This is a genomic window from Granulicatella seriolae (assembly GCF_024543085.1).
Lineage (GTDB): Bacteria > Bacillota > Bacilli > Lactobacillales > Aerococcaceae > Granulicatella > Granulicatella seriolae.
Genome location: NZ_JANHNZ010000004.1, coordinates 72122 through 91103, shown reverse-complemented (window position 1 = coordinate 91103; position 18982 = coordinate 72122). Strand labels below are relative to the sequence as shown.

The 18982-nt window shown below is 37.7% G+C and carries 16 protein-coding genes; 10 read left to right on the top strand and 6 right to left on the bottom strand.

Annotated features, from left to right (window positions below):
* Positions 1 to 37: 37 nt before the first annotated feature.
* Entirely contained in the window at positions 38 to 703 is a 666-nt protein-coding gene (locus NPA36_RS05570; RefSeq protein WP_256945130.1) for a uracil-DNA glycosylase, read from the bottom strand.
* Positions 704 to 856: 153 nt separating this feature from the next.
* Between NPA36_RS05570 and NPA36_RS05565 the strand changes: the two genes are divergently transcribed.
* The 5 genes from NPA36_RS05565 (at position 857) to NPA36_RS05545 (ending at position 4646) form a co-directional block, all read left to right on the top strand.
* A complete protein-coding gene (locus NPA36_RS05565; RefSeq protein WP_256945129.1) occupies positions 857 to 1726 on the top strand; it encodes a Cof-type HAD-IIB family hydrolase in 870 nt (289 codons plus the stop codon).
* Positions 1727 to 1791: 65 nt separating this feature from the next.
* On the top strand, positions 1792 to 1965 hold the full coding sequence (locus NPA36_RS05560) for a YvrJ family protein (RefSeq protein WP_256945128.1): 174 nt from the start codon (positions 1792 to 1794) through the stop codon (positions 1963 to 1965).
* Between the two features lie 182 nt (positions 1966 to 2147).
* Positions 2148 to 3584 (top strand): amino acid ABC transporter substrate-binding protein/permease, encoded by a 1437-nt coding sequence (locus tag NPA36_RS05555; RefSeq protein ID WP_256945127.1) that lies wholly within the window; start codon positions 2148 to 2150, stop codon positions 3582 to 3584.
* A 1-nt stretch (position 3585) separates the two neighbouring features.
* Positions 3586 to 4317 carry an amino acid ABC transporter ATP-binding protein gene (locus NPA36_RS05550; protein ID WP_256945126.1) on the top strand — a complete coding sequence of 244 codons (732 nt, stop codon included), beginning with the start codon at positions 3586 to 3588 and terminating at the stop codon, positions 4315 to 4317.
* Positions 4318 to 4487: 170 nt separating this feature from the next.
* The gene (locus NPA36_RS05545; RefSeq protein ID WP_256945125.1) at positions 4488 to 4646 is read left to right on the top strand and encodes a hypothetical protein; all 159 of its coding nucleotides are present in this window, start codon (positions 4488 to 4490) and stop codon (positions 4644 to 4646) included.
* Here NPA36_RS05545 and NPA36_RS05540 read toward each other — a convergent pair.
* The gene (locus tag NPA36_RS05540) at positions 4630 to 5811 is read right to left on the bottom strand and encodes a 3D domain-containing protein (RefSeq protein WP_256945124.1); all 1182 of its coding nucleotides are present in this window, start codon (positions 5809 to 5811) and stop codon (positions 4630 to 4632) included. The genes NPA36_RS05545 and NPA36_RS05540 overlap by 17 nt on opposite strands.
* A gap of 570 nt (positions 5812 to 6381) precedes the next feature.
* On the opposite strand from NPA36_RS05540, the gene NPA36_RS05535 reads away from it, so the two are divergent.
* The 5 genes from NPA36_RS05535 (at position 6382) to NPA36_RS05515 (ending at position 14564) form a co-directional block, all read left to right on the top strand.
* Complete coding sequence (locus NPA36_RS05535; RefSeq protein ID WP_256945123.1) at positions 6382 to 6870, top strand: nucleoside 2-deoxyribosyltransferase; 489 nt, start codon at positions 6382 to 6384, stop codon at positions 6868 to 6870.
* A gap of 2 nt (positions 6871 to 6872) precedes the next feature.
* Positions 6873 to 8432, top strand: a complete 1560-nt coding sequence (locus tag NPA36_RS05530; protein WP_256945122.1) for a Ppx/GppA family phosphatase — start codon at positions 6873 to 6875, stop codon at positions 8430 to 8432.
* A 15-nt stretch (positions 8433 to 8447) separates the two neighbouring features.
* Entirely contained in the window at positions 8448 to 10601 is a 2154-nt protein-coding gene (locus NPA36_RS05525) for an RNA degradosome polyphosphate kinase (RefSeq protein ID WP_256945121.1), read from the top strand.
* A 101-nt stretch (positions 10602 to 10702) separates the two neighbouring features.
* Entirely contained in the window at positions 10703 to 12328 is a 1626-nt protein-coding gene (locus NPA36_RS05520) for an ABC-F family ATP-binding cassette domain-containing protein (protein ID WP_256945120.1), read from the top strand.
* 604 nt (positions 12329 to 12932) lie between these two features.
* Positions 12933 to 14564 (top strand): Na/Pi cotransporter family protein, encoded by a 1632-nt coding sequence (locus NPA36_RS05515; protein ID WP_256945119.1) that lies wholly within the window; start codon positions 12933 to 12935, stop codon positions 14562 to 14564.
* Positions 14565 to 14743: 179 nt separating this feature from the next.
* On the opposite strand, the gene NPA36_RS05510 is transcribed toward NPA36_RS05515, so the two are convergent.
* From NPA36_RS05510 to NPA36_RS05495, 4 genes are all read right to left on the bottom strand, one after another.
* Positions 14744 to 15973, bottom strand: a complete 1230-nt coding sequence (locus NPA36_RS05510) for a DUF438 domain-containing protein (RefSeq protein ID WP_256945118.1) — start codon at positions 15971 to 15973, stop codon at positions 14744 to 14746.
* Positions 15974 to 16039: 66 nt separating this feature from the next.
* Complete coding sequence (locus NPA36_RS05505; protein WP_256945117.1) at positions 16040 to 16261, bottom strand: DUF1858 domain-containing protein; 222 nt, start codon at positions 16259 to 16261, stop codon at positions 16040 to 16042.
* Positions 16262 to 16297: 36 nt separating this feature from the next.
* Positions 16298 to 17350 carry a CPBP family intramembrane glutamic endopeptidase gene (locus NPA36_RS05500; protein WP_256945116.1) on the bottom strand — a complete coding sequence of 351 codons (1053 nt, stop codon included), beginning with the start codon at positions 17348 to 17350 and terminating at the stop codon, positions 16298 to 16300.
* 248 nt (positions 17351 to 17598) lie between these two features.
* The gene (locus NPA36_RS05495; RefSeq protein ID WP_256945115.1) at positions 17599 to 18969 is read right to left on the bottom strand and encodes an MATE family efflux transporter; all 1371 of its coding nucleotides are present in this window, start codon (positions 18967 to 18969) and stop codon (positions 17599 to 17601) included.
* Positions 18970 to 18982 lie beyond the last annotated feature (13 nt).

Below are 18982 nucleotides of genomic sequence, written 5' to 3'. Positions count from 1 at the left end.
CACCTATCCATAAGTAATAAATTAAAGTTTATCCCTCTTACGACCACCGTATCGGCTCACGTCCAAGTCTAATCAATTCCTGATTTATTTTTGTGAAAGGTTTTGATCCAAAGAATCCACGATAGGCTGCTAGTGGACTAGGGTGTGGCGACTGCAATATGACATGCTTATGCTGGTTGATTAACTTAGCCTTCTTAATGGATGGATTGCCCCATAATAAAAAGATGACTGGTTCCTCTCGTTTGTTCAAAGCACTAATAACATGGTCTGTAAAGTCTTCCCAGCCTAGTTTTTGATGGGAGTTTGCCTTCCCCTTTTCTACGGTTAACACGGTGTTAAGTAAGAAGACACCTTGCTTAGACCAGTCTTGTAGATTGCCATTTTGCCGCAAAGGTTGTCCCATATCATCTGCTAATTCTTTAAAAATATTTTTTAGAGATGGTGGCAAAGCAGTCCCTTGCCCAACCGAAAAAGCCAAACCGTGTGCCTGTCCTGGACCGTGGTACGGGTCTTGACCTAGGATACAGACTTTAACATCTTGATAGCTGGTATCTATAAAGGCTTGAAAAACTTGATCCTTAGGTGGGTAGATTGTTTTTTCGTGATAAGCCTTGTCTAAGAATGGACTTAATTTTTGGTCAAGTTGATGGATAACTTGTTTATCCATCTGTTGTGTCCAATTATTTGGTAAATCTTCAAACATATTTAGCAGCTCCTTTAAATAGATATAGATTCCGTTAGATAATTTTCAAAGAAAAAAGTAATTTCAAATCATTTTCAAGCTAGAATGTAAAATTTTTCATTCAATTGTGGTACAATCAAACAGTATTCAATAAAACTGGAGGGAATTTATTAAATGATTGAATTTATTGCATCCGATATGGATGGTACATTGTTAATCGACCACGCCAATCTACATAAGGACAACATTGAAGCAATTAAGCATATCCAAAATTTGGGAGTTCCATTTGTCATCTGCACAGGTAGAGACTTAGCTCAGGCTAGATTCTGTTTGGAGCCTGCTGATATTTCTTGCCCATTAATTACCTTAAATGGTGCTGAAACCTATGACGAAAATGGAAAGCTGATTGAAACAATCGGCATTGAAGACGATGATGCTAGAGAGTTAATGAATCTTGCAGAAGACCTAGGTTTATACACAGAAATTATGACATCAAAAGGCGTCTTTACGTTGAATTTAAGTAGACGTGTAGCTCAACTGGTTGATATGCAACGAAAACTACAACCAGATATGGCCGAAAAAGAAATTCATGAGCATATCCAACACTTCACGGATACACTACTTGCTAAAGAAATAGCATCTTATGAAGAACTCTATAGAGATCCTCATACCATTGTACTGAAACTTTGCATTTTCAGCAATGACGGTCAAGTTGCTTTTGAGGGGTTGAAAAAACACGCATCAAAACATCTTCCTAATGTAGTCATTACTTCTTCTTTCTATAATAACATTGAAGTAAATCATGTGAATGCCCAAAAAGGGATTGCTCTAAAAAAATACGCAAACAAGTTCGGTTACGACTTAGACAAAACCATGGCTATCGGAGACAATGGCAATGATATATCTATGTTATCTATCGTAGAATATAGCTACGCAATGGAGAATGCTGAAGATTATGTCAAAGATGTCGCGAATTACATTACTGGCAAAAATTCTGAAGGCGGCGTTGCTCAAGCTATTTACAAGCATTTTCCAACTAAATAAATACAAATAGGCACAGAAGCCCTCCTCTCTTCGTTATTACTATAAAGAAGAAAGGAGGTTCTTTCATGGAAACAACAGGATTAGAAATGTTGGTAGAGCTGTTAAGTAATACTGGTTTTCCCATCGTCATCTCTCTATATCTCCTACATCGGATGGAAAAGAAATTAGACGACATGATTCATATTCTACAACAAGTACAAGTTTCTCTTTCGAAAAATGAAGCTCGAACAAATCATTAAAACTAAAGGTCACGTTAGATAATGTAACATCTAACGTGACCTTTTTTTTGCCTTTTTATTAGAATTCGGATAGACTTGTATAATAATTCAATTATGACTTGCAGTTTATTGGTATGACAAAGAACAATTATTGCACACCAAACTAACTAAAACTCAAGTTTATGAATATCTAGGAGGTAACTATGAAAAAATACTGGAACATTTATTCCAAAATACTTTTGACCATATCTGCAATCATCTCATTTGTAGTTTTAGGCTCACAAAAACCAGTGCAAGCTGAAGAGAAAACTTATGTTATTGGAACGGATACCACATTCGCTCCTTTCGAATTCCAGGATACAAATGGTGATTTTGTAGGAATCGATATGGATTTGCTCAAAGAGATTGCTGAATTGGAAGGTTTTAAAGTAGAAATAAAAGCACTTGGCTTTAACGCTGCTCTTCAAGCCTTAGAAAGCAACCAAATCGACGGTATGATTGCTGGAATGAGCATCACTGACGAAAGAAAAGCCAAATTTGATTTTTCTGAGTCATATTTCGACAGTGGTGTCGGCATGGCTGTAGCTGCTGAAAGCACCATTTCAACTTATGAGGACTTGAAAGGCAAAACAGTTGCAGCAAAAATTGGAACACAAGGGGCAACCTTTGCCGAATCGATTAAAGACAAGTACGGTTTCACCATCACTACTTTCGAAGATTCTGCCAATATGTACGAAGATGTCATTAGTGGCAACAGTGTGGCAGCCTTTGAAGACTACCCTGTTATGGGCTATGCTATTAAGAGTGCCAGCTTACCACTACGTCTAACCGATTACTTGGAGGAAGCCAATCAATATGGTTTCGCCGTATCTAAAGGCAAGAATGCTGAATTGTTAGCAGATTTCAATGCCGGATTAGCTAAACTAAAAGCAAATGGTCGCTATGATGAAATCATCAACAAATACATCTCAACCGCTGAAGAATCCAGTGAAGACACTTCTTTCTTAGGCCTTATCAAGACAAATATGCCTGCTCTGGCTAAGGGACTTTGGACCACTTTATGGATTACACTGATTTCTATTTCAATTGCTCTGATTATTGGTATTGCTTTAGGACTGATGAAAACTAGTCATATTACTGCACTAGAATGGATTGCTACTATCTATATTGATATCATGCGAGGAATTCCACTAATTGTCCTAGCATTCTTCATCTATTTTGGTATTCCACAACTATTGGGCATCCGATTTGATGCCATCACTGCTGGTATCTTGACCTTAAGTTTAAACGCAGCAGCCTATGTCGGCGAAATTGTTCGTGGAGGGATTAATGCTGTTGATGGTGGTCAATCCGAAGCTGCTTTGAGCTTAGGTTTACCGTATAAGATTTCTATGGTAAAGGTTATCCTACCACAAGCTTTTAGGATTATGATTCCTTCATTTATCAACCAATTTGTCATTACTTTAAAAGACACCTCTATTCTTTCCATTATTGGATTGGTTGAGCTAACACAAACTGGGAAGATTATCATTGCTAGAAACCTACAGTCAAGCAGCGTTTGGCTAATAGTAGGGATTATGTATCTAGTGATTATCACCATCCTAACCAAACTATCATCCCGCCTAGAAAGGAACATCTAATATGTCAACTATTGAAGTAAGCTCATTAAAAAAGAACTTCGGCAAGCTAGAAGTCTTAAAATCTATTGACTTAACCATCAAAGAAGGTGAAGTTGTCTGTATTATTGGCCCATCCGGATCTGGAAAATCAACCCTACTCCGCTGCTTAAACCGTTTGGAAGACATAAACGGTGGTACTTTGGAAATTAATGGTGTGGATATTACAAAGAAAGACGTTAACCTTAACAAAGTTCGGGAAGAAATCGGCATGGTTTTCCAACACTTTAACCTATTCCCTCATCTAACCGTTGTCGAAAATATTACTCTAGCCCCTATTCAACTAAAAAAAGCTACAGCAAAAGAAGCTGAAGCTTTGGCTTTAAAACTATTGGACTCAGTTGGCCTTGCCGACAAAGCAGACGCCTATCCAAAATCACTATCTGGTGGACAAAAGCAACGTGTTGCTATCGCAAGAGCATTGGCTATGAAACCAGCCATCATGCTGTTCGATGAACCAACGTCTGCCCTAGACCCTGAAATGGTCGGTGATGTTTTAGAAGTTATGCAACAACTAGCAAAAGACGGCATGACCATGGTTGTCGTGACCCACGAGATGGGCTTTGCCAAAGAAGTAGCTGATCGCGTCATCTTTATGGACGGTGGCTACATCGTTGAAGAAGGCACACCAGAACAAGTTTTCAACCACCCACAAAATGAACGAACTCAAAGTTTCTTAAACAAAGTGCTGCATTAAATCTAGTTTAGTCCCGAATTTGCCTCGCCAACTCATCTGTTGAAACTGGATAAAAAATCTTTCTAAATATTAAAGCAAGCCAGTTTCCATAAGATGTGCTATCAAAAAAATCACTAGTGTTGCATAAATACTATCAGACTAGTATCCTATTGATGATAGAAGGTGATGAAATGAAAAAAAGACTTAAGAAAAAGAAGTTTAAAAAATATTTAGCAAAACATTTAATTGGAATGGCCGATGGAGAAGCAGATATTTTTGTTAACCGAATTGAAATTGAAAAGAAAAAAAGCCTACCAAAAAGTAGGCTTTTTCTTATGGATGTACTTTGATAGTAATGGTTTGTCTACCGTAATTATGAGCAGTTGTTAGGTTTTCATAATGAAGGTCAATTTTATTCCCCTTAATAGCTCCACCTGTATCTCCTGCAATTGCTACTCCATAACCTGGTACTTCAACAATAGAACCTAAAGGAATAACACTTGGGTCAACAGCAACTACCATAGGATTCACTCTCAAATCAATCCCCATTGCTGTGTAAAATCCTAGGTTGGCTTCGTTATAGGAATATGCCGTTGCTGTTACTGTTAGGGTTTTTACACCACTCATTTCTTGACTTGAATCAGCTGATTCCGTTGGTGGTTTAAGTTGTGAACTTTCTTGGCTACTAGCTTGGCCTGAACTGGTGCTAGAAGAATTGGATGACGTAGAAGAATCAACTGGCTTAGAGCTTACTTGACTACTCTCCTTTTGGCTGCTACTTGATGTAGCTGGTTCTGCTGCTACAACTTGGCTACCTGTTGAAGAACTATCAGTTTGTGAGCTAGCCACTGAGCTTGCTTGACTAACTTGTACTGCAGCTGCAACTTGCTTTTCAGCTTCTTCTTTTTGGCGGGCTTGCAGCTGGTCAAAAGCCATACGATTATCTGCTAAGGTAGCTTGTAAATCAGCAATACCTGAACTCATTAAGTTTTGACGTTCATCAACTGAAGCTTTCTTAGTGACCAATGCTACTTGATTGGCTGCTAAGATTTTTTCCATCTCTTCTAATTTATCAATCTCTGAAACAGCCTTGTTGACATGACTGTTCTCACTTTCAAAAAGCTGTTGTACAACCCAAAAGCGATTCATAAAATCAGAAATAGATTCTGCTTCTAATAATTGTAATAAACTAGTTTTAGTATAGTTTGTGACCTGTATAGAAACTAATCGGTTCCTCATGATTGCTTTGCGCTCTTCTACAATGGCTTTTTGCTTTTGAATGTCTTCTTGTAGACGAGCTTGCTCTTTATTAATACCATCAATCTCTTGCTCTAAAACGGCAATAGTCAATTGATTCTGATTAATATCCGATAAGGCAGTTGAGATTTTAGCTTCTAGTTGATTGAGCGTCTCTTGGCTAACGGTTTGATCTTGTGCATAAACAGAACTCACATTTCCTAATCCAAGAAAGGCTACAACTGCTGTACAGGTAACAATTCTAGTAAGTTTTCTCATCTCTATGCTTTTTCACCACTTTCCTTTTCTATAGGCTATTTCAGTATACACAAGTAGTTTATTGATTACATATCACCAATATTACATTTTTGTAACGAGGAACCAACATTTTCACAAACATTCTACATTCACAAAAGAGTTCCTCAGAAATCTATCCAAAATGGGAACGGTGGCTTTCTTATAAACAAGGTGAGCCTAGGTCTCACGGCGGTGCCACCGTTCTCATTTCTGATAACCTTTTTCGCAAAACTCTTTTGTGATTTAAAAAATAGATATTAGTCATTATAGACTTTTTGCCCAGCCCCAACATCCACTGTGCGTCAGCTATGCTATACACCGTTATTTCGAATAGATTTCTGGGGAACTCTTTTATTTGGTTACCATTTGGACTTTTTGCTTAGTCTACTAATAATAAAAAATTGTCCGAGCTTAAAATGTTTCTTTTCACTGTAGTTCAAAATACTAGAAAAAATAAACGTTAAGCTATCTCAATGCTTAGGAACACTGTATAATGAAGTTAGAAATTTTAAGCACATCCCTTGTCACATCAAACTACTGGAGGAAACTACTATGAAAAAAATCTACTTTGCTAGTCCCCTGTTTTCAGAAATGGAAGTCCAATTCAATGCAAGGCTAGTGGATCGAATTCGCTCCACTTATAATAATGTCGATATATATCTACCTCAAGAACAAGGAGACATCAACGATAAAGAAGCCTATGCAGATTCAAAAATGATTGCCCGTTATGATACGGATGCTCTCTTAGCATCTGACTTAGTGATTGCAGTCTTGGATGGTGTTTCCATCGATGTCGGTGTCGCATCTGAAATTGGTATCGCTTATCAAGCTGGAATCCCAATTTTGGGACTCTTTACCGATAGCCGACAAGCTGGCGCAAGCAACCAAAAAAAATTGGACGCCTTGCAAGATGTAGCTGAATCCCAGTTTCCATATGTCAATCTCTATACGGTAGGTTTGATTAAACTACAAGGCAAGATTGTGACTTCTAGCGACCAACTAGTAGAAGAATTACAAACTTATCTTCAAGAGGAGGCATAAGAATGACTGTTCTTGAAAAAGTAGGAATCATTGATATCGGCTCCAATACCATTCGTTTAGTTATCTTTGAAATTGATGAAAATTACCAATATAGAGAAATTCAAAACATCAAGACACCCGCCCGTTTGTTCCAATATTTAGATGCGGATAAAGTGTTATCTCCGGAAGGGATTCAAAATCTAAGTGATATCCTATCTAGTTTTTCAGTAGTCCTAAAGGAATACAAGGTAGAAACCGTGATCCCCGTAGCTACAGCAGCTATTCGTCAATCAACCAACCAAAAAGAAATCGTTAAAACCATCAAAAAGAATACAGGCATTAAGCTCCAAGTTTTTTCAGAAGAAGAGGAAGCCTTCTACGGACAGTACGCCGTTGCTCATACTATTTCCTATGTTGATGGAATTACAGTAGATATTGGTGGTGGTTCTACCGAGATTACTTATTTTAAAAATAAAAAAATTGAAAATTATATCAGTTTGCCGTTTGGGGTTGGTACCTTAAAACAACTTTTCTTACAAGATACAGAGTTCAACAATAAAAATGCTTTAGAAAAAATGGATGCATTTATCAAAAAAGAGCTAAATAAAATATCTTGGATCAAGAACAAAGAATTACCCATCATTGCTATCGGTGGTTCTGCTCGGAATATCGGATATGTGCATCAGCGATTGACCAATTACCCAATTGCTGGCATTCATGGTTATCGGATGAAGAAAGCTGACTTGAAGCTTACTCTAGATACCTTTAAAAGCTCTAGCATGAAACAATTGCAAGAACTTGATGGACTTAGCAGAGATCGTTGGGACATCATCATCCCAGCTAATTTAGTTTTCCTTAACCTCTTTTCTGTAGTAAATGCCCCAATCTTCCTTTTTAGTAATCAAGGACTAAGACAAGGCATACTTCTTAATCACATCAATAAAACCTACAATAACCCTTATTCCCTCCAACACATCGACCAAGAATCCGTTATGCAAATGGCCAACACTTACTTCATTCGCAAAAGTGTGTCTCAACAACGGCAAAAATTAACCCTCAACCTCTTGGATCAACTAACAAAACTAGATTTATTTTTCCTTGATGACCACTATAGAAAATTTATCGGTTATGGAGCTTATCTTTACTACTTAGGTGCCTATGTTGAAGTGGATGCTAGTTCTCAGCACACCTTTTACATCATTTCCAACAGTAATCTCAACGGTATTTCTCACCGAGATCGTGTTGTGTTGGCGCTTTTAGCCAGCTATAAAAATAAATCTCTTTTCAAACAGTACACTGCTAATCTACCCGGATGGTTCACAGACGTCGAACTAGATAAAATCCTAGCTGCTTGTGGCCTAATAAAATTCTGCGAAGCTCTTAATGATTCTAAGCTAGATACCGTGGAGAGTTTACAATTAGAAAAGATAGCGTCAAACAAACAAACCGAAAAAAATGGCTATCGATTAACTGTTTTCCATAAGGGAGATATTATTGCTGAAGATTACCGTAGTCAGCGTCAGAAAAAGCATTTAGAAAAAGTTGTTGGAAGTAAAGTTGACATTGTTTTTGAAGCAAAATAAGCATTGAGGTGCCATATGGATACAAAATTACTGAATCAATCAGACTACTATATTAATCGAGAACTCAGCTGGCTAGAATTTAATCATAATGTATTACAAGAAGCCAAAACCCTTTCCAATCCAATATTGGAACGTTTGCGTTTCCTTGGTATCTTTTCTTCCAACTTGGATGAGTTCTTTATGATTCGTGTGGCTGGGCTTATCGACCAATTTCAGATGAACGTGACCATTCCAGACACCAGAACCTTACTGTCACCAGAAGAACAACTAGAGAAAATCAGTGAAAAAACACACGACCTAGTGGGCAAACAATACGCCACCTTTGAAAGAACGATTCTACAAGCTCAACAACAGGCTCACTTTCGCATTAAAAAAATCAATGAGCTTTCTCGTGAGGAACTAGAACGAGCAGAAGCCATTTTCGACCAGATTATCTTTCCTACTTTGTCTCCTCTTGGCATTGATGCCTACCGTGCCTTCCCCAACTTAAGCAACAAACGCATCAACATTTTTGTCAATCTGGAAAAAAAGAAGGAAAAGAAAGTCGCTATTGTACCCGTTCCTGCCCTAATTGACCGTCTATACGCCCTATCTGATGGCAAGGAAATAAGCTATGTATTTTCGGAACAGTTAATTCAGCATTACATTAGCAAGCTATTTCTTGGTTACAAGATTCATTCTACTTTTTGTTTTCGAGTGACTCGTAATGCCGATTTAGAAATCCATGAAGATGGCGCTGACGACCTCTTAACTGTCATTGAAGACTACCTCAAACAACGCAAAAATGGTATGGCAGTTCGCTTAGAAATCGAATCTTCCTCTTCAAGTATGGCCAAACTAGATGATATTAGCTTCTTAAAAGAAGAGTTAGAACTCTTGGAAAGAGATATTTATAGTATCGAAGGGCCGCTTGATTTGACCTTTATCTTTGGTCTATATGCTAAAGCAGTGAAAATTTATCCTAACTTAGCCTATAAACCCTTCCAGCCATTTTTAGACAACCGCTTAGAAAAAGAATCTATTTTTAACCTCATTGAAGAAAAAGATATCTTTTTGCACCATCCTTATGATTCATTTGACCCCGTGATTTCCTTCATTGAAGAGGCTTCAAAAGATCCACACACCATTTCCATCAAGCAGACCTTATACCGGGTTAGCAAAAATTCACCGATTATTGCCGCTCTAAAGACCGCAGCTGAAAATGGTATCCAAGTAACGGTTCTTGTGGAAGTCAAGGCTCGGTTTGATGAAGAAAATAATGTTAACTGGGCACGGGAGTTGGAAGAAGCTGGTTGTCAAGTTCTCTATGGCATGACTCACCTTAAAACACATAGCAAGATTGCTCTAGTCGTTCAAAAAAAAGGTGAACAAATCAAACGCTATGTCCACTTAGGCACCGGAAACTATAACGATACCACTGCAAAATTCTATACGGACATGGGAATCCTAACTGCCAATGAAGAAATAGCGCAAGACGCTACTGCCTTTTTCAACTACTTGAGTGGTTATTCTGACATTCCAGACTATAAACATTTTTATGTATCCCCTTTCGAAATTAGAGATTCCCTCATAGAACACATTGACCGAGAGATTGAAGAGCATAAAAAACATCAAAATGGCCGTATCATCGCAAAAATGAATTCCTTAACGGACAAACTTGTCATTAAGAAACTCTTTGAGGCAAGTATAGCGGGTATTCAAATCGACCTCATCATTAGGGGGATATGTTGTTTGAGACCTGGCATTCCTGGTATCAGTGATAATATTCGGGTTCGAACGATTGTTGGGCGATTTTTAGAGCATAGTCGTGTTTACTATTTCCATAATAATGGAGAAAACCGGCTCTACTTGTCCTCCGCAGATATGATGACGCGAAACATGGTCAAACGAGTAGAAATCGAATTTCCTGTTTTGGATAAGAGGATTGTCCAACGTATCAAAAGCATATTAGATTACCAGCTGGAAGATAATCAAAAAGCACGAATTTTACAAGAAGATGGCACTTATGTCTTAGCCAATCTAGATGAAAGTAGAGCTCCTTTTAATTCGCAAGTATTTTTAATGGAGGAAGCTGAGAAAAGACAGGCAGCCCAAGTAGTTCAAACTGAGCCCATTAAAAAAGGTCGTCCTTGGTATAGCAAACTATTTGATAAAATGTTACATCGTTAAACTTGTCTTATACAACGAGTCTTATTTATGCTAGAATGTATCAGTGTATGGCAGTGTTAGAAAAGCTGCCAAAGAAACTATAGAAGTGAGGAATAATCAACATGTTAACTGTAACAAATGTAAGTTTACTTTTTTCAGACCGTAAGTTGTTTGATGAAGTAAGTATTAAATTCACCCCGGGTAACTGCTACGGCGTTATTGGTGCTAATGGTGCTGGAAAATCAACCTTCCTAAAGATTCTATCCGGTGAAATCCAACCAACAACTGGTGATGTCGTTCTTGACCCACATGAACGTCTAACCGTTTTAAAACAAGACCACTTCGCTCACGAGGATGAAAAAGTCATTGAAACCGTCATTATGGGGCACCAACACCTTTATGATGTCATGAAAGAAAAAGATGCCATCTATATGAAAGAGGACTTTACTGATGCAGATGGTCTGCGTGCCGCTGAACTAGAAGGCGAATTTGCTGAAATGAATGGTTGGGAAGCTGAATCTGATGCTTCACAACTTTTGCAAGGGCTAGGTATCAGTGAAGATTTGCATGATAAGTATATGAGTGAATTGGTTGAAGGAGACAAGGTTAAAGTTCTTTTAGCACAAGCCCTCTTCGGTAAGCCAGACGTCCTTCTTTTAGACGAACCAACCAATGGACTGGATGCCCAATCAATTGCTTGGCTAGAAGAATTCCTCATCAATTTTGAAAACACCGTTATCGTTGTTTCCCATGACCGCCATTTCCTAAACAAGGTGTGTACACATATGGCTGACGTTGACTTCGGTAAAATCAGACTATACGTTGGGAACTACGATTTCTGGTTACAATCAAGCCAACTTGCTTCAAAATTGGCTGCTGACCAAAATGCTAAAAAGGAAGAAAAAATCAAAGAGTTGCAAGAATTTATTGCCCGCTTCTCTGCCAATGCCTCCAAATCAAAACAAGCCACTTCTCGTAAGAAAATGTTGGACAAAATCACTCTTGATGACATCCAACCATCTTCTCGTAAGTATCCATTTGTAGGCTTCACTCCTGAACGTGAAATCGGAAATGACTTGCTGATTGTCGAGAACCTTTCTAAAACAATTGATGGACAGGTCATCTTTGAAAACTTGAGTTTCCAATTACGTAAAGACGATAAAGTGGCTTTCTTGAGCCGCTCTGATATTGCTATTACGACTCTTTTCAAAATCTTGACTGGCGAACTTGAAGCAGACTCTGGTAGCTTCAAATGGGGTGTCACTACTAGCCAAGCCTACCTACCTAAAGATATGAATGAAGAATTTACCAATGATTCTCTCAACATTTTAGAATGGTTGCGTCAATATGCTCCAGTTGAAGAACAAGACAATACCTTCCTACGTAGTTTCTTAGGTCGTATGCTCTTCTCTGGTGATGACGTTATGAAAAAAGTTACTGTGCTTTCTGGTGGAGAAAAAGTTCGTTGTATGTTGTCTAAATTGATGTTGTCAAAAGCCAACGTCCTAATCTTGGATGACCCAACTAACCATTTAGACCTTGAATCTATCACTGCCTTGAACGATGGTTTGATTGCTTTCAAAGGCTCTATCCTCTTCTACTCACATGACCATGAATTTATTCAAACAACTGCCAACCGAATTATTGAAGTCGGTCCTAAAGGTGTGGTTGACCGTATTGAAACAACTTATGACGATTTCTTGGAAGATTCCGCTGTTCAAGAACGCGTTAAGGCATTGTATAACTAAGTGACAACTTTAAAATCAACTCAACAAAGGGTTGGGCAAAAAGTCCCTGCTGCTATTTAAACAAAAGAGTTTGGCGAAAAAGGTTATCCGAAATGAGAACGGTGGCACCGCCGTGAGCCTAGGTCTCACTGGCTTAGCTGTCTACGTGGCTGTAATCGGCTAAAGCCGAAACATCCACTGTACACCAGCTATGCTTATACACTGTTATTTCTGATAACCTTTTTCGCCAAACTCTTTTGTGATTTAAAAAACATAGATATTAGTCATTATGGACTTTTTGCCCAATCCTTCCTTTTTTATTGAGGGGGTAGGTAAACAGTTGGTTTTTCTTACTATATTTGAGGGGCCACCGTTTTGATTTCTGACAAAAAAACGGACGACTCATCTACCTTAAACAAAAAAACTTACTACACTGTTTCAAAAAGCAACTTACCCATCGATAAAATCCATTTTCGATGAAGAAACCGTTTGAATTTTCGATTTATTTAACAAAAAATGGAATAAGTAGTGACATTCTTTGTAAAGATTTGGTAAAATTTAATAGGTATATGTTATAAAGATATTAACCAGTCTAAAGACTAAACACAAAAAAGGAGAATAATAGATGTACTTAGAAATGGTACTAGGTTCCATTGCCGGGCTCGGCTTGTTTTTATATGGAATGAAATTAATGGCAGATGGCCTACAAAAAGTAGCAGGTAATCGCTTGAAAGGATTCATTAAGACCCTGACAAAAAATAGATTCATGTCGGTCTTGGTGGGTATGTTTGTCACCATGATTATCCAAAGTTCCAGTGCAACATCTGTCATGGTAGTCGGATTCGTTAACGCTGGCATCATGACACTGCAACAAGCTATCGGAGTTATCTTCGGGGCTAATATTGGAACCACTATTACAGGTCAAATGGTATCTTTGAACCTAACACAATGGGCTCCTATCGCCATTGCCTCAGGGATATTAATGCGTTCCCTCGTAAAGAATAACCAATTAAAAGATACTGCTGAAATCTTAATTGGGTTTGGGATACTCTTTATCGGGATGAACTACTTAAAAGAAGCTTTAGCGCCATTAAAAGATATGCCGCAATTTGCACAGTGGATTGTAGATTATGGGCATAATCCTCTATTTGGGATTGCCATTGGTTTCCTAATGACCCTAGCCTTGCAAAGTTCAAGTGCGACAATCGGTGTCTTGATTGCGCTAGCCTCGCAAGGCATCCTACCATTTACAACAGCCCTCTACATTATTTATGGGGACAATATGGGAACTTGTACGACAGCCTTAATATCGAGCTTAGGCACCTCACGTAAAGGGAAACAAGTGGCAACACTCCATCTTATGATTAATGTGATTGGAACATTCTACTTCATGCTCTTCTTAAATGGCATTTTGACGAATATCGTTCAAACGATAGATCCAACAGATGTAGCAAGACAAATCGCTAATGCACATACCATCTTTAACGTAGTGAATGTTATCTTCCTTTTCCCATTCGCTAATTACCTCATCAAACTAGTTACTATTTTAATTCCAGATACAAAAGTTGAAACTATTCCAGATGAGTTTACAACCTATCTTGATGAACGAATCTTGATTTCACCAGCTATTGCCTTGAAAAATACTGTTTATGAGTTTGTATCTATGGCGAACGAAACACACAAGACCATTGATAACTCTATCAAGGCCATACAGGAACGCGATAAGGATTACATCCTAAAAGCTTACGAAAACGAAGACCGTGTCAACACCTATGAAAAAGCCATTATCGAATATCTGATTCAATTGTCACAACAGAATGTCTCCAATGAAGATTTAATTGTTATTGATGAATTATTTAATACAGCTAATGATATTGAACGAATTAGTGATCACGCAGAAAACATTGCTGATTCTGCCAATATTTTAATCGATAAAAATATCCAATTAGATGACCAAGTTGTTAAGGAGTTAAACTATGTTTTTGACTTGGTAAAACAAGGTTTCAACTTATCTATCGACGCCTTTTCAACAGGAGACTTACTAAAGGTTGGAGATGCTATTGAAATCGAACGTGAAATCGACCGTCTAAAACTAGAAATCCGCGACAAGCATATCAAACGCATGAATAAAGGCATCGCTTCCCCAGAGTCAGGAATCTTTGTCATGGATTTGCTAAGTAATCTAGAACGGATGTCAGATCACTTTAGAAACATCTGTGAAACCATCAAAAAACTTGGAAATCAGTTGACTGCTTAATTTAAAGGAAACAAAGTAAACATATAAAAGAGTTCCCCAGAAATCTATCTGAAATATGAACGATGGCACCGCCGTGAGACTAAGACTCACGGCGGTGCCATCGTTCATATTTCTGGTAAGATTTTCGCAAAACTCTTTTGTGATTTAAATATAACTATTAATCATTATGGACTTTTTCTTTAACTCAAGCTTCTTTTTTCAGAGTCAATTTTTAAAAATGGCAAAATATCTTGCACATATTCTAGCACACCCATGTAACGACCATCTTCATCTCGAACAGCCTGATAAGTGACATGGATAAATTTATTGTTCACCTCGAACCACATCGATTCTTTGTCTTTTTGACCTGTTCTTAATTGATCAACCAATGTCCTAACCATCTCATGAGTTCTTGGTGGATGGCAACTAATCATGTCCCGTCCGATAGCACTTTTCATTCGTTTGAACACTTTTTCGCTACCATCACCCTCATTGTAATATTTTACAATATTATCGGCATCTACAAAAGAAAGCTCTATAGGTAAGATGTTTAAAATAACATTCAACTCTTTAGCACTTAAAGAACCTGTATCTAAAATGACATCCCCTTGTTGATTGACAGATTTGTATTGGTTCTCTTCTCGTTCTTGAATTAGAGGTAACCATTCTTTTTCTGGACGAACGATAGTATAACCATATTGAACTGACTCCTTAGCAATCAAGGCCCAATCATCTTCATGGAAGGCATCCAAAATCATAGGAATTAAAATATCCTCTTCTTTAACAATCATATCCAAAAATTCTTTTTTAACTATTTGAAATTTTTCAATACTATTCTCAATATGTTTAGCTCTCGCTTCCACCAAAAAGTCTGCGTAGTAATCTCTAATCTGATCGTGAACACCCCACATAACTTGTGGCGGTGCTGTCATTCCTTTCTTCTCCATGATAGGGAAAATGGCATATTCTTTACGGATGTAATGATGTTCAAATTGGCTTAGCAAGTCTACTTGTCTCATTAAGCCTCGATAAAGCGAGTCTTCTTGGGTTTCTATATAGCTTTTTAAAAGGCGTTCAATTCGATCAATAACACCTCTTAAAGCAAGATTCTCTGTTCTAAGAACATGGACTGGATGGCCGGATTTATTAAAATCTTCTGGCTCTTTTTGGTGTGACACAGATGTTTTTAAAAGATTCGCATGAACGGTACAAAGGCGCATAATTTCTTCAATCGAAATACCTTCATCCATTAAATTTCGTTCCATTAATTGAATCTCATAGGCGGTTACTTGGTCAAAGTTCTGGTTAAATTCTTCCTGAATGATGTCCTTACTTTCTCCACGGTGAAGTCTCAACATAAGATCTTTGAGTAGGTCTTGTCGTTGTTGACTGGCTGTTTCTTTGTGTGTTGGTACTTCTTCTGTTGACATGTTTTACCTCCTCAATATTCAATTCGCAATATTATTTTACCAGAATTGACAAACCTTGTGTAGACTTCACTTGACAAGATATCCATTTTCTTTAAGAGCATTTTCAATTGATTCTATAGGAATTCCTGCAATTTTACTACCTTGTTTAAGAGAAGTTAGTCGTCCTACCGTTTCTACCATGTGCTTGTTTTCTAAAGGTTTAAACCCAATTTCAATAAATAAGTCCTTCAATTCAGGAAATTTTCGTAGGGTTTCATAAATCGTTTCAGATAAATCTACTGTGTTCATAAATATGCACTCCTTTTTTATTTGTTACCTTGAATTCTAGAGTGGTTGTATCAAGGCAAATGAAGACCAAATACAAAGGATTACAAAAATCCAAAATACTGGTGATGTAAGAACTTTCTTATAAGTGCCTTTTGGTGTTTGGTTCTCATCCAGATAATCTTGAATGAGTCGACGATGGGTATATAGGATAAACAAACCGTAAATACAAGCAAAAGTAATAATGGCAAAGTAAATCATGTTCCCTGTTGGTTCTGGTAACAGACCTAACAAGGTTCCTAAAATATCTCCCATGAACAGATTATTGAACATATGAAGAAAAATAGCCCAGAATAGTGAATATTCTACAGCGACGTAAGCCATAACGAGTCCAATAGAAAAGGCAAACAACCCTTGCACTAAGTTCATATGAAATAAACCAAATAATACAGAAGACATAACAATAGCAAATACTTTGCCATATCGTTCTAAGTAACGAAGAATCGCTCCCCTAAAAATTAATTCTTCACTAATTGGTGCGAAAAATCCCGCATATAGAAACATAGATATAGTCGTCGAACCAGCAGTAGCACTTTCTGTAGCTAGTTTGAAGGTCATACCAAATTGATTTGCGATGGCTTCTATTACACCATCCAATCCAGTAAAAAGGAGCTGTCCTGCCAAAAAGACTGGAAGAACTTTAAAAAAAACATCAGCTGTCATCTTTTTATTTTTTCTTGGAACATCTTCCTTCCAAAAATGACCTTTTCTAAGTCTAGAGAAAAGAAAAACACCTATAGTGGAAGCAAACAGAAAACCAGTAGCATTTGCGGTTACTAGTGGGTCTTCTATATCAACTCCCAATTTAACGGATGTAATAGATTGAGAAAAAACAACGAAAATAGTTAAAAGAATCGTATATCCAATTAAGTATAAGCATACTCTTGAGATGGACCTGCCAATTGGATTTCTTTGTACCTTCTCTAATGTGCTTAATTTTACTTCTGGACTCTCATCTGTCCCCACTGCTCTAGCACTTTCAACCATCATCGGTTCGTGTGTTTCGTTGTTCAATGAACCTGTATCTGAAGAATGATCTCTTTGTTTATCCATCTAGTGTAACCCCTTCCTCATAATTGTATTATCTAAATTGTACCATAAGAAAATTAAAATAGAGGCTTTTAAAGGAGGTTATCATAAAGTTTTTGTAAAAAATGACTTAATGATACAAAAAAACGACTTCCATCATCAGGTGTAAAAGCCTAACAATGGAAGACGTTGATATATTGTACAAAAAATTAATTCTATGACATATACTACAGAATCTTCAAAAAAGTGTCAGAAACCAAAGCAGCACACTCTTATTTTACGTTCATAGGAACAGCTGCTGAATCGGTATATTTTTTGACAATGGTATGCAGTCTTGCAACTAGGAAGACACAATTTGATAGTAGTCCAATAATTAGACCAATCCAATAGCTATAAGGACCGAGATTAGTAAAGGTGTCTAGCAAGATTCCGGTTGGCATGCCAATTACCCAAAAGCCAATCAGGCAAAGAATAAAAGGTATCTTGGCGTCTTTATAGCCACGCAAAGTTCCTTGAATGGGAGCCGCCACAGCATCGAATAATTGGAAAAGAATACTGTAGCCTAAGAAGGTTGCTGTCAATGCAATAAAATCAGGTGACGAACCATACAAGCTAGCCACTAAGTTTCGATTAAAGATTAAGAATAGTAAAGTGGCCGATGCGATACAGACTGACGTACCTATTCCCAATAAGCTGAATTGAGTAGCAGACTTATGGTTACGACGCCCCACTTCATAAGAGATGATAATGGTTAAGGCTGACGAGATACTCATAGGAAAGGCATAAGCGAGATTGGAAAAGTTAAGCGCTGCTTGGTGAGCCGCGATAATACTAGAACCAAACTTAGCCATTAACAGTCCAACAAACGAGAAAACACCTACTTCAGCAAAGATGGCAAACCCAATTGGCAAGCCTAATCGGAAGGCTTCACCCCATTGTCTTACTTTAGGTGGTTCGAATTGGATAATATGATAATCTCTCGTTTTTGGATGTAAATGAACAACAGCTGCTGCTACAAAAAATAAAACCCAATAAGAGACTGCAGTCCCTAGTCCTGCTCCTGGCCCACCCATTTCAGGGAAACCAAATTTCCCATAAATCATGGAATAGTTAAAAAAGATATTCAGAGGAACGACCAAGAGCATTAAGAACATGGATAATCTGGTTAGACCAAGCGCATCTAAAAATGAACGTAAGACGCTGTACATGAGTAATGGGATTAAGCCCAAAGACATGTATATCAGGTAAAGAATAGCTACATCAAAAACTTGAGTTTCTAAGTTCATCAAGCCTAAAATAGGACGCAGGCTAACTAACCCAAATAAGACTAAAGTCAACGAAAGAACAATTCCAATATATAAGAACTGCCTCACTTCACCAGGAATAGCTTCTTTGTCTTTTCGTCCCAAATGCTGCCCAACAATCGGTACAACCGCCGCTACAATCCCATTCATCAAGGTGAAAAATGGTGACCATAAACTACCGGCAATGGATACACCAGCCAAGTGCAACTCGCTGTAATTCCCAGTCATGACCGTATCAATAAACTGAGCAGAAAAGTTAGCTAATTGGTAGATTAGTATAGGTATCAAGATAAGTAATAATAATTTAAATTTTTCTTTTAGGGTATGTGTTGGGTACATAATTTGCTCCTTT